The organism is Mucilaginibacter sp. OK098 (genome assembly GCF_900142915.1).
In the GTDB taxonomy this organism is placed as follows: Bacteria; Bacteroidota; Bacteroidia; order Sphingobacteriales; family Sphingobacteriaceae; genus Mucilaginibacter.
Genome location: NZ_FRCM01000004.1, coordinates 96,425 through 109,837, shown reverse-complemented (window position 1 = coordinate 109,837; position 13,413 = coordinate 96,425). Strand labels below are relative to the sequence as shown.

Annotated in this window: 14 protein-coding genes; 5 read left to right on the top strand and 9 right to left on the bottom strand. The window is 40.4% G+C overall.

The window, feature by feature from the left end; all coding sequences use genetic code 11:
- Positions 1 to 23 precede the first annotated feature (23 nt).
- Positions 24 to 893 (top strand): alpha/beta fold hydrolase, encoded by an 870-nt coding sequence (locus tag BUE31_RS13885; RefSeq protein WP_073404423.1) that lies wholly within the window; start codon positions 24 to 26, stop codon positions 891 to 893.
- Positions 894 to 1,253: 360 nt separating this feature from the next.
- A complete protein-coding gene (locus BUE31_RS13880; protein WP_143167127.1) occupies positions 1,254 to 1,469 on the top strand; it encodes a bacteriocin-like protein in 216 nt (71 codons plus the stop codon).
- A gap of 90 nt (positions 1,470 to 1,559) precedes the next feature.
- On the opposite strand, the gene BUE31_RS13875 is transcribed toward BUE31_RS13880, so the two are convergent.
- The 3 genes from BUE31_RS13875 to BUE31_RS13865 form a co-directional block, all read right to left on the bottom strand.
- On the bottom strand, positions 1,560 to 2,069 hold the full coding sequence (locus BUE31_RS13875) for a DUF3347 domain-containing protein (protein ID WP_073404421.1): 510 nt from the start codon (positions 2,067 to 2,069) through the stop codon (positions 1,560 to 1,562).
- A 133-nt stretch (positions 2,070 to 2,202) separates the two neighbouring features.
- Positions 2,203 to 3,627, bottom strand: coding sequence for a TonB-dependent receptor (locus tag BUE31_RS13870; RefSeq protein ID WP_073404420.1), 1,425 nt, complete (start codon positions 3,625 to 3,627; stop codon positions 2,203 to 2,205).
- A 106-nt stretch (positions 3,628 to 3,733) separates the two neighbouring features.
- Positions 3,734 to 4,126, bottom strand: coding sequence for an HYC_CC_PP family protein (locus BUE31_RS13865; protein WP_073404419.1), 393 nt, complete (start codon positions 4,124 to 4,126; stop codon positions 3,734 to 3,736).
- A gap of 131 nt (positions 4,127 to 4,257) precedes the next feature.
- Between BUE31_RS13865 and BUE31_RS13860 the strand changes: the two genes are divergently transcribed.
- Positions 4,258 to 4,707 (top strand): MarR family winged helix-turn-helix transcriptional regulator, encoded by a 450-nt coding sequence (locus BUE31_RS13860; RefSeq protein WP_073404418.1) that lies wholly within the window; start codon positions 4,258 to 4,260, stop codon positions 4,705 to 4,707.
- Positions 4,704 to 5,696, top strand: a complete 993-nt coding sequence (locus BUE31_RS13855; protein ID WP_073404417.1) for a S41 family peptidase — start codon at positions 4,704 to 4,706, stop codon at positions 5,694 to 5,696. The genes BUE31_RS13860 and BUE31_RS13855 overlap by 4 nt, the downstream gene beginning before the upstream one ends.
- A 121-nt stretch (positions 5,697 to 5,817) precedes the next feature.
- Here BUE31_RS13855 and BUE31_RS13850 read toward each other — a convergent pair whose 3' ends face one another.
- Together BUE31_RS13850 and BUE31_RS13845 are read right to left on the bottom strand one after the other, a co-directional pair.
- Positions 5,818 to 6,873, bottom strand: coding sequence for a hypothetical protein (locus BUE31_RS13850; protein ID WP_073404416.1), 1,056 nt, complete (start codon positions 6,871 to 6,873; stop codon positions 5,818 to 5,820).
- 33 nt (positions 6,874 to 6,906) lie between these two features.
- Positions 6,907 to 9,555, bottom strand: a complete 2,649-nt coding sequence (locus tag BUE31_RS13845; protein WP_073404415.1) for a glycoside hydrolase family 2 protein — start codon at positions 9,553 to 9,555, stop codon at positions 6,907 to 6,909.
- Positions 9,556 to 9,692: 137 nt separating this feature from the next.
- Here BUE31_RS13845 and BUE31_RS13840 point away from each other — a divergent pair, with 137 nt between their 5' ends.
- Positions 9,693 to 10,277, top strand: a complete 585-nt coding sequence (locus BUE31_RS13840) for an LOG family protein (RefSeq protein WP_073404414.1) — start codon at positions 9,693 to 9,695, stop codon at positions 10,275 to 10,277.
- Between the two features lie 11 nt (positions 10,278 to 10,288).
- On the opposite strand, the gene BUE31_RS13835 is transcribed toward BUE31_RS13840, so the two are convergent.
- The 4 genes from BUE31_RS13835 to aroC form a co-directional block, all read right to left on the bottom strand.
- Positions 10,289 to 10,561, bottom strand: coding sequence for a type II toxin-antitoxin system RelE/ParE family toxin (locus tag BUE31_RS13835; RefSeq protein WP_073404413.1), 273 nt, complete (start codon positions 10,559 to 10,561; stop codon positions 10,289 to 10,291).
- Positions 10,561 to 10,737, bottom strand: coding sequence for a hypothetical protein (locus BUE31_RS31055; RefSeq protein WP_159440683.1), 177 nt, complete (start codon positions 10,735 to 10,737; stop codon positions 10,561 to 10,563). The genes BUE31_RS13835 and BUE31_RS31055 overlap by 1 nt, the downstream gene beginning before the upstream one ends.
- Before the next feature lie 72 nt (positions 10,738 to 10,809).
- A complete protein-coding gene (locus tag BUE31_RS13830; protein WP_234997821.1) occupies positions 10,810 to 12,090 on the bottom strand; it encodes an MDR family MFS transporter in 1,281 nt (426 codons plus the stop codon).
- Positions 12,091 to 12,119: 29 nt separating this feature from the next.
- The gene (aroC, locus tag BUE31_RS13825) at positions 12,120 to 13,229 is read right to left on the bottom strand and encodes a chorismate synthase (RefSeq protein ID WP_073404411.1); all 1,110 of its coding nucleotides are present in this window, start codon (positions 13,227 to 13,229) and stop codon (positions 12,120 to 12,122) included.
- Positions 13,230 to 13,413 lie beyond the last annotated feature (184 nt).

The window sequence follows — 13,413 nt, the reverse complement described above, 5'->3', positions numbered from 1 at the left end:
TAATCCAACTAAAACCAAACTTTATGAAGCCTTTTATAGTAGCCTCTTTCTTTGTTATTGCGGCGGTACAAATATCCTGCAGCCAAAAGCAAGCTAAACAATCTACAAATCAGCAGAAAAAAATTAATGACCAGGGAGTAAATATCGCTTATACCGATAATGGTAAAGGTGATACCACTTTACTTTTTGTACATGGCTGGTGTATTAACAAAAGCTATTGGGCAAACCAGGTAAGCTATTTTGGAAAAAAATATCGTGTAGTTACTATAGATCTGCCTGGCTTTGGGCAATCCGGAAAAAACAGAACGGTTTGGAATGCGATAACTTACGGGCGTGATGTTGATTCAGTAATTTCACAGCTTAACTTAAAAAACGTGGTGCTTATAGGGCATTCAATGGCCGGGGATATTGTTTTGGAGGCTGCTGTTAATGCGCGTGAAAAGGTTATAGGCCTGGTGGGGGTTGATAATTTTAAGAACGTTAACAATGCTGTACCCTCAAAAAAAGATACTGCGGATTATGAAGAGGCAATTAACCAGTTAAAACATAATTTTAAGCAAACTGCGTCCCAATATTTTAACCAGGACCTGTTTTACAAAACCACAGCAGACTCCATTAAAAAAAGGATCCTGGCAGATGTTGCAAAAGCAGACACAGCTATTGCAACTGCCTGCATGCAGATGAATGATTTTGACGAAGTTAAAAAGCTGACAGCTTCGGGAAAGAAACTTTATTTGATTAATAGCGATGTGACGCTCACAAATACCATCGGGCTCAGGACGAATAAAATTCCTTACCAGGTTAAGTTTATCCACGCGGTGGGGCACTTTCCGATGGTTGAGAAACCGGATGAGTTTAATAAAGCTTTGAAGCAGATAATTGCTGATATTTAAATTTGATTAAAAGAAACTTCGTGCGTTTTTTCAGCATGAAGGCACAGTACTTTGCGCCTTCCATATTCAAACTATTCCGGTAACGTGATTCTTATCGTTCTAATTATTAAACATATTTCGTATATTGTTCCTGAGTTTCTCTTTTTAAGAGAGCAGATATTTTTAACCTGAACTGAAATATCCAGCTCAAAACTTTGATTAATTTTTTGATATAAAGGTGCTAATTGACAGGTAAAACTCTGCCCGTTGAAATGCCATTTCTGTAAAATACTTTGCAAAGTAAAGGAGTATGTCCTTTAGTAAAACATGCCGCTTAAGTTACCGGGGCGTTACCGGGTAAAAAAACTAAACCCAAAAATCATGAAAAAATTTAGCAAACTCAGCAGAGTGGAAATGAAAAAAGTAACAGGTGGAAAGGTTGATCCAAATTGCATCAGCTCAGGAGCTTGTATGGTAGTTAATGAAGTTGGACTAACCGTATATGGCATTTGCGATGGCATAAATTATGGAACGGGCTTATGCGGATGTACTGTAAATGGCAAGGATTATGCATCTTCTGCATGTTCAAGGTTTTGATTTCATGATCAAAGCTACATCGAATAGCTTTGAATAAGCTATTCGATGTTCCATTTATTTTATCATATGCTGGGCGCCAAGAAAGTTTTTTTACTTAACGGGGGCCAGTGTTTCAGTCACTTTACCACAGGTAAGCATTTTACTGCCAAAATAGGGGTTTTTTATCTGATCGCTTTCACTAAGCCAGTAGGCCTTTTTCATAGGGCAATATTGCTCGTAAATTGGAGCGGTATTCATTTTAACACCTTTTACAACCTCATACATGTTTTTCGAAAGGCTGGCAAAATGTTCCCGCTGATGATCTATCTCAGTAGTTTCACTCATGTGCCTGCTATCAAACAAAAGTTTATCATGATAGGCAGCCAGTATTTTTTGTTGCGCAGCTGTTAAGCTTGCATCTGGTTTTGCAGATAGCGCGGTAAGCAGGTCTTTTGCTTTGGTTTTAACTACATTCCCATCACCGCTTATTAGTGCGTTTTTAACATCAAGGTATGCATTAATTATTTTATCAATTGAGTTATTTGATGCCGGACGGGCATTGGCTAATACTGTACAAAATACCAGCGTCAGCGTTAAAGCAAGTGTTTTAAGCGTTTTCATAATTGTTATTTTTATCAAAGTTATTTATAAATAATTTAGTTTTTAGGGCCTCACCTAAATCCTCTCCAAAGGAGAGGACTTTAGCTTCGCTTTTTTTTAGAACCCTCTCCTTCGGAGAGGGCAGGGTGAGGCCTTACATCAGGCTTGGGTAGATCCTCAAAAATACTTCGCCTCCCATGGGGCCTGCTCCATATAAGCTGTGCAGCCGGGTATCAACTCCGTAATAAGTAAATTGTCCACCCGCTGCTACATTAAATTGCCCCATTTTAAACAGGTCATAGGTAAGCCCCAATGTGACGGCATTTACCGGGAAGATAGTATCATCGCCATAGATCAACGGGTTTAAAACGAGCTCTCCGGTAGTTTTCTGTACAAACTCATACCGGGTATAAACGTCGAGCTTTTTCAGCCTTAGGTCCGCTTCAAACAAAGCAGAGTTATCCCCTTGTTGCCCGTGGATCTTATTCAATCCCCATAATGCCGTGGCATTAAACGTTTTCTGATCGCCTAAAGGAAGGCTATAGGTAGCCGACGCAGTGGTGCGGTAAATATTTTCATCAGGACTAAGCGCTTCCGGACTTTTAATAAACGCATGTGATACCTGCAGCGCCCAGTTTGCTGATGGGTTATAATCAAGCCTGGTGCTCCATGAATCAAATCTCGGCTTATCAAAATTATATCTGTTCTCATTCGGCTCCCTGCCGGTAAAAGATGAGCCTTCAATTTTAAATTGGTCATACCTGAAACCAACAGTAGCTACACCAAAAGTAATATGCGTAGCATCAGACCAATGGTGACTTATGGGTGCATCGGGATTAGACATAGCCGATGGGCGGTGCATAAACGCGACTGGCCCTATTGCTGGCTCACCGGGGTAGCCAACATAAAGGCTCAGGTCGGTTTTTTTTGAGAACGCGTAGGTGTAGTTAGCTGCAACTTCTGAGAACAGGTCATGCGGGTGCTGCCTGTCAATTAAGGGGTTTCCATGCCAGCTTTCACCAGTCTGGAATAGTAATGGATATCCGTAGCCTTGTTCTGTCAATGGGTCTAATGACATCATTAAATTCAAGCTTAGCAGGCCGTTTTTGCCAACCGGGCGTTGTGCCATCCCCATAAACCAATTGGGCGCATCAACTTTGCTGCCGCCACGGCTCCCCTTGTTTGTAAAATCCTGGTTGGTGTACCTGAATGATACATTGCCATGCAGCATATACATCCATTTGCCGCCGTGCAGCATAAAGCCATACATCGGCGAAGCGTCAGGCAGCCAGCTGGTACCCGATCCGTTACGGCCCATTGGGAGGTTTTTTGATTGGGCGCTGCTCATCATACCCATTCCAGCCATATCCATTTTGTCCATTGAGCCACCGCTCATATCCATGCCTTTCATCTCATCTTTCTTTGTAGGCATGGCCTTTTTTTTATTCATTTTGGATTTTGCTGTATCCTTCATCATCATGTGATGATGTTTGGAGGTATCGCTCATATCCATTTTTTGCTGCGCCGAAGCACTATATATCAACCCCAAAAAAATGATTGACGTTATTAGATATTTCATATCGAAAATTTTAGATGGTTTACCATCTTTATAAGAAGATTTTATTAATTAAAGTTTTAATAAGGACAAGATCGTCCACGCCGAAAGGAAACGACAAAAACTTTTATCAGATAAGAAGAGAACAATTTTGAAGAGATATACACTTGCCTGATCTTCCCGGTGGTGCATTGCTTTGGTACCACAACGTGTTTTGAATAACAGGAATATTTAAGGGGAAATCAGCAATTTTAAATTGATGGATCAATAGAGCCGATTGTGCATATTGAACATCTGTTGCAGGCTTAATATTTTCCTTGATGATAAAGTCGCCATGTTTTTTACAACAGTCGCAATCCTTTTTAGCAGCACAATCTCTTCCATTGTGATCCATGGATTTCGCCATGTGCATAACCTGTTTGGGTGCAAGGCTTTCGGCAGCGCAATGTACTATGCAAACAAACATTCCTGTTGTTAGCAACAGGTAAAATGCTGTAATACTTAATATGGCTGCCTTTTTCATCCGCAACAAAGTTACCTATTAACGGAATACAGTTATTATATAATTATGTTTAAGTGTTGTAAAATTAAGGGTTCATAAAAATTAATTTAAATAAATATAATTATATTGATATATCAATTATATTTGTATCAATGATTAAATCTGAAAACTTAAATGATATCTTATTTTATTCACTCGAAAGAGCAATTAAAAGCTATCGGCAATTTGCCCAAAGACAATTAGTGAAACATGGTTTTAATATAACTATTGATCAATGGCTTGTTTTGAAAACCTTACATGATAATCCTGAACAAACACAACACCAGGTTGCGGAAACAATTTTTAAAGATTACGCGTCTGTTACCCGGATTATTGAATTATTGGTAGAGAAACAATACCTGGTACGCACAATGCATGCCGCTGATAGAAGAAGATTTAGTTTAACACTAACAGAAAACGCAGTAAAGCTACTGGATAATATGCAGCCCGTTATTGATCAAAACCGGAGTTTGGCATTAAAAGACATTAACGAAATGCAAACCAGTCAGCTTCAGCAACTGCTTAACCAAATTATAAAAAATACTCAATCTGATTCTATATGAAGCAAAGTTTAAAAAAAATGATTGTGTTCGCTGTTTGCGCAATATTCTTTATTAATTCATTCGCCCAGGTACCCCCGTTTAATAATAAAGTTAAAAAACAGGTAATTGAACGCATTGCAAATGAACTAAAAAACAATTATGTATACCTGGATACCGCATTAAAAATGGGAAATTTCATTAAACAGCAGTTTGTAAGTGGCGCTTATGATACTATAAAAGCGCAACCTGTTTTTGCCGCCAGGTTAACAGCAGATCTTTTATCTGTTTATCATGACGGACATTTGTCCATTATTTACAGGCCATCATTTGACAGCGTCGGAAAAGATAATCCGGAAGCAGAAAGAAGAGAAGAGGACAGAAGGTTTAAATTCAGAAGACGGGTAAACTTTGGTTTTGAGAAGGCAGAGATCTTACCGGGGAATATCGGGTACCTTAAAATACGGGGCTTTTTTGCTCCTGATAAAGAGGCAAAGGACATGGCCATGGCTGCCTTAAGGTTTGTAAGTAACAGTAATGCTTTAATTATTGATTTACGAAACAATATGGGTGGTGAGCCTGAAATGGTAAGTTATTTGTGTGGCTTTTTCTTTAAGAGTAAAACACATTTAAATGATCTGTACACCAGGAAAGATAACTCAACAAACCCTTATTGGACAACGCCGGATACCCTGCTTAAAACATTGAATACCATTCCTGTTTACGTGTTAACTAATAAACACACATTTTCTGCCGGGGAGGAGCTAACTTATGACCTTCAAACTCAAAAACGGGCAATAGTTATCGGCGAAACAACAGGTGGAGGTGCGCACCCTGTACAGCCTTTTTCTGCCGGGAACGGGTTTGTTGCAAATATTCCCTTTGCCCGCGCAATAAATCCGGTTACTAAAACTAACTGGGAAGCGATAGGTGTAAAACCGGATATCGCGGTACCGGCTGACAATGCCCTGGATACTGCATTGAGTAAAATTAAAACATCCGGGAAACAATAGCCAAAAAATAAGTGCAGAAAGGATAGCTTATAATCCTGCCGCACTTATTTTTATTTGGACCGGGAATTATCCGGATTATTTTATTGTATTCACATTTCAGCCTTAAAAATAAAGCCTATTCTTAAATCCTTTTAAATTTGATCTGATTGTTTTGCTCCCACACGCAAAGCGTTTTATTACCAGGCAAACTGATTGATTTTAGGAAACCGCCGGTGCCAGCAATAGTTACATTTTTGTTTTTTGGAGAGATCAGTTTAACCGTATCATTATTTTGAAGTGCAATTAATGTGTTGTCTGCATTGGTTCCTGAAATGCTGCATATTCTTCCTTTCCCAATATAAATTTCGGGTTTACCGGGTTCAGCATAATATATTGTCCCTTTACGCTGCCATGTTGTTTGAACTATATTGGTATTGTCAATAGCAACCCCGCCGCCATCCATCGGGCAGCCATTAAGTTTCCATGAATCTAATCCCAGTTTTTCTGCCGCTGTAAAAGATTTACCATTATTAACAGATGTTGTTAGATACAGGTCTCTTGATCCATTTATCCAGTTTCTGAACATAATAACAACTTTGGCGTCCTTTACAGCAATATTGGGCTTACAGCATTCGCAAACATGCCCATCAGGCGAGCGGTAGGCCATTATATTTTTTGACCAGCTAATTGCTTTGCCGGATAACGATGAAAAATAAATTTGATTATGGCCACCTGTGCGGGTATCCAGCCATGTTGCATAAAAATTATCTTTATTGTCGGCTGCCAGGCCCATTAAACCTTCAGGTGCGCTTTTATTTAGGTCATTAACGGTCCCCATATTTTCCCATACATTGGCTTTGTGATCAAGCCTGAACCAATGAATGTTGCCTGCTTTATCTATGGCCGTAATAATTGAAAAATTAGCAGAACTTGCCAATTGTGGCCCACGCGACATGCCCAGGTGCATTTCAGGTACATTTGCTACCAAAACAGGTTTTGAAAACGAGATGCCTTTATCAACAGATGTGGCACAAAATATTTGATCCTGTTCTCCAAAAACTACCCTTATAATTCCCTTATTGTCGCTGGCTATTTGCGGTTGCTGTCCTGCTGAAATGGTATCGCTTGGAGAGACCGACCATGATGTTGTAAATAAAATGGCGATGCATGGTAATATTGATAAAAGTATTTTTCTCATAGTTTAATTATAACGTTTTATTAATCCCGTTGATTACTTTTCAATTCCAATATTATTACCGGTTTTGCTACCTGCAGTATCAACATTCCAGCCATTCACCAAAATATAAGGCTCACCAGTGCCCGCATCTTTGTTTAAATAGTTGCATTCAATAGTGCGGGTTTCGCCCGGGGCTAATGTGATGTAGTTGTCTTCAAAAATAACTGGTAGAATATCATCCCCGCCTTTTTCTTTTAAAACCCTTACATGTACAAAAAATGCAACAGATTTACCGGTATTGGTTATAGTTGTTTTGTGTGAAGCTCCTGTTTCTGTTTTTGCAGATGTATGCTTTACAATCAGGGTTGCTTTAGGCATATTTGTTAAAGCGCTATAGTTTGCAAAAGCAGATTGCGGCGTATAATACCAGGTTGACTTGTTCCAGTTCAACTCATCTTTTTTACCTGACAGCCAATACCAGTTAATGCTTTCAACCTTGCCTTTTGCATTTTTTAATTCTAATCGCACAAAATAAACATCGCTTAAGCCATCAATTTGAGGAAAGGTAAAGCATTCTTTTGTACCATCTTCGGCTACATCAGCAGTGGTTTCTTTGGTGTATTTTAATGTGCCATCAAGGTTATAAACTGTTGCCTTTACCTGCAGGCCGGTAAACGATTGCAGCGTGGAATTAATAATATCAACCCCGTTTGATTTGTAAGAGTACATTACATGCAAAGGTTCCAGCGATTTTTTCATACCGAAGTAGGTGCCGGCAGGATAGAGATAATAATCGTAAGTATGCCAGATCAGGCTTGGCCATGGGTTGCTCAGCATCCATTGCACAACGCCTGTTGCATTGTTGTATTTCTTTAATCCATAGGCTTCCATCATTGCCCGGTGCCCTTCGTAATTCTGTAATTGGGCTTTGTTCAGGTAATCCATTATAGATGCCGATGTGCCGTAACGGGCATAAAGTGCACTGTCAAAAATGCGGGTGTTCCCAAATTGCATTGTGCCGCAATGGTACAACCAATCAAGGCTTTTGTTATTTATAGAATCCTTGGGTATAAATTTGATCAGGCTTTCGTAAGGCGGGATGGATGGACCGGGTGAGATCTCTGTTGCAAAGCTCCAGGCGCCACCGTATTTGCTGGTATCAGCTTCCCAATAGGCTGGCGGAACCCAATCATATGGTCCTGCCATTTTAACGCCTGTAGGGCCTGAAATTTTTGATGGGGTTTCATTTGCGCTGGCTATAGTAGGATTGGGCCATTTTAAATCGGCTTCAATTGCCAGCCAATCGGCTTCAACTTTTTTATCCCGCGGCGGCATGTCGCTGCCATTTAGCCAGGTAAGCATTGATGGCTTGTTTCTTAGCCAATACATAACGCTGCTGTCTGATGCCATGGCGATGCTTCTTTTGGCTGCATCCCATTTTTCGGGATATTGCCAGGCACCGCAGCACATCCAGCCAGTCATCACCAATAAACCTTCCCGATCGCAGATCGAATAAAAACTGTCGTCTTCCAGCTTACCTTCCGAACGTACAATATTCATGTTCATATCCCTAACCAGCTTTAACTCCTGTTCCTGTCGCTCTGTTGACCTGCGCTGAAAAATATCAGGCGACCATGCCGCGCCGCGCAGCATAATTGGTTTGCCATTGATGATAAACTTCCGGGCTTTATTGTTATCTATCATTACTGATGATACCTGCCTGATGCCAAAATTTTCGGCAAGCTCATTGCTCAATTGCTTATCTGTAATTAACGAAAGCTCAATCCTGTTAAGCTCCGGTTTACCATATTCCCACGGCCACCAAATGCGCGGATTTTTGATGTTAAGCTGCGGATAATTGGCAGAACTGAAAGTAACCTGCTTCTTTTCTCGGGGCAGCAAGTGTACTTTCTGTTCAAAGCTGATGTTGCCATTAATTTTTCCTTTAACCACTGCATCCTCGGGTTTGTCGGTATAGTTTACAGCCATTGCATCAACCTCCAAATGTGCTACAGCCAACGAAGGCAGATCGAATTTGGTAGTAACCAGCGGATACTCAACGCCAACCTTGCGAAAGGTTTTTATCTCCACATTATTAATGATGCCATTATTAAAATCGGGTGGATAGTGGATCCAGTCGGCATAATCAATGGCGAGATCGCCGCCTCTTTTATTAGGATCGAACGGACGTTTTACTTCAACAGCCAACACGTTTTGGCCGGAGTATTTTATGTATTTGGTGATATCAAGCTCAATAATGCGGAAAGGACCAACTATCTGGGTTGAATCAGCAATTAATTTTCCATTGAACCATACATTAGCTTTGTAGTTTACCCCTTGCAGCTTTAGTACCACATTTTTACCATTTTCAGATTCAGCCAGCTTAAATTCCTTGCGAAACCACCATGGCTTATCAAGCCGGGCATCATTTAGCTTTTCGAAATTTCTACCATAAAAAGGATCAAAATTATATACCTTATTGGCAATTAGTCCGGCGATAACAGTAGTTGGCACACTTACTTTATACCATTTATCAACTTTAAAATCTGGTTTAGAGATCTGACCGCCTGTTGCAGCATCCGTAACGGCTGATTGCATGTTCCAATCGTTTTTCAATGGCAACCGGTAGTTTTCTGTTGCATCCTGGCTAAACGAGTGCTGGCAAGCAAAGCCCAGCAATACAAGAAGTATAAGTTTTTTCATTTTAGGTGTTGAATAAGGACTAATAGCCTGGTAAATAGCAGGTATATGTAATGGTTCACAATTTTAATAAAATAATATCATAAACTTTTTTTCGTCACCTACTTTTTACGACCTTCGGCACTACAAAAGCACTACTTATGAAAGCGATCTGTATTTTTTGCGGAGCCAATTTTAACGGCGATCCGCTATTGAAAGAAGCAATTGAGCAATTAGCCGAAATTATGACAAGCCGGAATATAACTCTTGTATATGGTGGTGGAAAAGTAGGTATAATGGGCATTCTGGCTGATGCTGTTTTAAGCAGGGGAGGAAAGGCAATAGGGATTATTCCACAGTTTTTGATGGATAAGGAAGTTGGCCACCGAGGATTAACTGAATTGCATATTGTTGAAAACATGCACCAGCGCAAACAACTAATGAATGACCTTTGCGATGGCATTATTATGCTGCCTGGTGGCTTTGGTACATTAGAAGAGTTTTTCGAGGTTTTAACCTGGCTGCAACTTGGCCTGCATACCCATCCGGTTGGTGTATTAAATGTGAATGGTTTTTATGATCTGCTGCTGAAGCAGATGGATGTAATGGTTGAGCAAAAGTTCTTAAAGCCGGCTAATCGCGCGCTGGTTTTAACATCAGGCGATGCTATTGAACTGATAAACCTGATGGATAATATTGAAATAAAACCTGATGAAGTTTGGTTTAGGGATAGGGATTTGACGTAGGGCATTCGTCTTTAAAATAAATCTGAATGAGAGCCGGCTCTTAATAAAAGAATCTCATTATCATTGATTATTTCGAACCAGATTATTAGTAAATCTGGTTTTATATGAGCTTTCCAGCTATCTTTATAATTTCCTGAAAGTTTATGCGGATGATATTTTCTTTCAATACCTAATGCGCCATTTTTCTCCAACAACGTTAAAAAATCATCTATTAGCCTTTCGTTTTTGAAAGAACGTTTTTTTAAGTCCTTATCAAATTGATTAGTTGGCAGTAAAGTAAACATTACAACGAATTAAGATAATCTTTAATGTTTGTAATTGGTTTACCAACCCCAATGCCTTTGCGAGCGTCTTCAATGGTTTTAGCCGTCAGTGCATTTGGAACATGTGGTTTAGTACTTTTACCAATAGCTTTTTTGTCAATGGTAACCCCCAATTCTTTTAACAATTGCTTTACCAATGCTCTTTTTTTTCAGGAATATTTATCACGAGCGTTTCCATATACAAATATAAATAAATCAAATATTGCTAGCTAGCCTGTCTTTACAAATCTGAACAGCAAATAATATCCACCCGCAGCCACTACACTCAGCCCGCACAACGCCCACCATAACAAACTAAAGCCTCCATAAGCAATTATCAAACCACCGATAATCGGAGCAACCACTTGTGCTGCCGACCATGACATGGTGTATAAAGCAGCATACTCGCCCCGGTTATAATCGGTTGAGCGACTTATCCAGAAAGTGTTCATAAATGGCATGGCCAGCATCTCGCTAAATGTCATCAGTAAAACAATAATTATTGCCGCTGCCGTGCTTGCCGGTAAAAACACCAGTAATACAAAACCAGAAGCGCCCATTAAAACTCCGGTTATTATATAAATCAGACCATTCCTTTTGCCTTCCAGGTTATGGATCAGCACCATTTCAACAACACCTATCAGGATCCCATTTAAAGCCATCAGGAACCCGATAAAACGCTCGCTAAAGTGCCATTGAATTTTATAGAATACAGGCTCCATTATAAAGAACTGGAAAAAGCACATAGCGAAAAGTGTAGAGCACAAAATAAAAGCCAGGTAGATCCTGTCTTTATAGGCGGATACCTTTACAATCCCCTTCTCTATTTTTTTAATGTTATTAACTATGCTTGCCCTTGGCATTAATCTTAATAAAAATAGTGCTGCCAATATATTGGTTGTGCCATCAACCCAAAACAAAAGGTGATAATTTATTGATGCCAGTAAACCACCAAAGCCTGCGCCGACTGCCCAGCCTAAGTTAATAGCCAAACGATTTAAAGAGTACGAACGTGTTTTATTTTCGGGCGTGCTGTAATGCGCTATAGCTGTTGAGTTTGCCGGCCGGAATGATTCATTACAAAAGCTCAATACAAATGTGCCAAGGCTTACGGTTAAAAAAGTATGCTGATAACCTAAGATCAAAAACAAAATACCGCCGCTTAATAAAGCTCCAACCTGCAGATCATAAAAGCCAAATTTATCAGTCAGCTTACCGCCAACAAAAGCACCGCTTATTGAACCAACTCCAAATAAGCTCATGATAGTACCCGCCTCAATAATACTGAAATGCAGCTGCCTGATACAATAAATGCTCATAAAAGGCACTACCATAGTGCCGCTGCGATTAATGAGCATTACAATGCTCAAGTACCAGCTGTTTCGTGAAAGTCCGCTATATGCTTGTTTGTATAATTGGAAAAAGGAGGTGAACATGGTTACACAAAGATAATGTGCAGATGTGCGAATATGAAGATGTGCGGATGTTTTGTTGAAAGATAGATTTGTCAACTTTTTAAAAGTTGACAAATCTTCGCGGATTAGTAAGGAAAAGCAGAAGGCATTATTGAATTTCTGTTCCTCAGCCAATGATCTGCCAAAACCAATGCGGCCATGGCTTCAACAATAGGCACGGCTCTTGGCACTACGCAAGGGTCATGACGGCCTTTGCCTGAAATTTCGGCAGCATTGCCTTCACTGTCAATAGTAGCCTGGTTATGCATAATGGTGGCAACGGGTTTAAAGGCTACTTTAAAGTCAATTGGCATGCCGTTGCTTAAACCGCCCTGGATCCCGCCTGAATAATTGGTAAGCGTTCCAATATCGCCTAAATGATTTTTGATGAAGATGTCGTTATGCTCCGATCCCCGCATCTCGCTGCCTGAAAAGCCCGAGCCATATTCAAAGCCATGTACCGCGTTAATGCTTAACATTGCTTTACCCAAATCGGCATGCAGCTTATCAAACACCGGTTCGCCTAAGCCAACCGGGCAATTTAAAATATGGCAGCTTACTTTACCGCCAACCGTATCACCTTGCTTGCGGATGGAATCAATGTACTCTATCATTTCCTCTGCAGTTGCCGGGTCTGCACAGCGAACGATATTCTTTTCGCGCTCATCAATAAATTCCTGAGCGCTTTTTATCTCCACGTTTGGCGCATCAATTTTGCCAACGCTGCTTACATGGGCTACTATTTCAATGCCCTGGGTTTTTAGTAACAGCTTTGCCAACGCCCCCGCGGCAACGCGTGCAGCAGTTTCGCGGGCTGATGACCTGCCGCCACCCCGATGATCGCGGATGCCGTATTTGGCCTGATAAGTATAATCGGCATGTGAGGGACGGAATACATCAACATTATGGGTGTAATCCTTTGAACGCTGGTCCTCATTAGGGATCAGCATGGCAATAGGGGTGCCCGTTGTTTTTCCCTCGAATACGCCCGAAAGTATTTTTACAGTATCACTTTCCTTGCGTTGTGTAGTGATCTTTGACTGGCCGGGTTTGCGTTTATCAAGCTCACCCTGGATATAATCCAGGTCAACATCCAGCTGTGCTGGACAGCCATCAATAATTACACCAATAGCTTCGCCATGCGATTCGCCAAATGTTGTTATCCTGAATAGTTGTCCAAATGAATTGCCTGCCATAATTGTGTAGATGTGCAGATTTGCGAATGTGCAAATGTGCGGATTATTTATTGTTTGTTGTTACTGCCTTTGTTGGTGTTGTCACCAACAAAAGGAATTATACTACGTGGTTTGTATTATTGCACAACTAGCTTACAGGCTATCTGCTATACACAAACTTAGTCCAACTTGTTGGTGACAACAC

Excerpts from the sequence above, each read along its gene's own strand:
- BUE31_RS13885 (WP_073404423.1), top strand. The coding sequence starts at position 24 with ATGAAGCCTTTTATAGTAGCCTCTTTCTTTGTTATTGCGGCGGTACAA.
- BUE31_RS13880 (WP_143167127.1), top strand. The coding sequence starts at position 1,254 with ATGAAAAAATTTAGCAAACTCAGCAGAGTGGAAATGAAAAAAGTAACA.
- BUE31_RS13875 (WP_073404421.1), bottom strand. The coding sequence starts at position 2,069 with ATGAAAACGCTTAAAACACTTGCTTTAACGCTGACGCTGGTATTTTGT.
- BUE31_RS13870 (WP_073404420.1), bottom strand. The coding sequence starts at position 3,627 with ATGAAATATCTAATAACGTCAATCATTTTTTTGGGGTTGATATATAGT.
- BUE31_RS13865 (WP_073404419.1), bottom strand. The coding sequence starts at position 4,126 with ATGAAAAAGGCAGCCATATTAAGTATTACAGCATTTTACCTGTTGCTA.
- BUE31_RS13860 (WP_073404418.1), top strand. The coding sequence starts at position 4,258 with ATGATTAAATCTGAAAACTTAAATGATATCTTATTTTATTCACTCGAA.
- BUE31_RS13855 (WP_073404417.1), top strand. The coding sequence starts at position 4,704 with ATGAAGCAAAGTTTAAAAAAAATGATTGTGTTCGCTGTTTGCGCAATA.
- BUE31_RS13850 (WP_073404416.1), bottom strand. The coding sequence starts at position 6,873 with ATGAGAAAAATACTTTTATCAATATTACCATGCATCGCCATTTTATTT.
- BUE31_RS13845 (WP_073404415.1), bottom strand. The coding sequence starts at position 9,555 with ATGAAAAAACTTATACTTCTTGTATTGCTGGGCTTTGCTTGCCAGCAC.
- BUE31_RS13840 (WP_073404414.1), top strand. The coding sequence starts at position 9,693 with ATGAAAGCGATCTGTATTTTTTGCGGAGCCAATTTTAACGGCGATCCG.
- BUE31_RS13835 (WP_073404413.1), bottom strand. The coding sequence starts at position 10,561 with ATGTTTACTTTACTGCCAACTAATCAATTTGATAAGGACTTAAAAAAA.
- aroC (WP_073404411.1), bottom strand. The coding sequence starts at position 13,229 with ATGGCAGGCAATTCATTTGGACAACTATTCAGGATAACAACATTTGGC.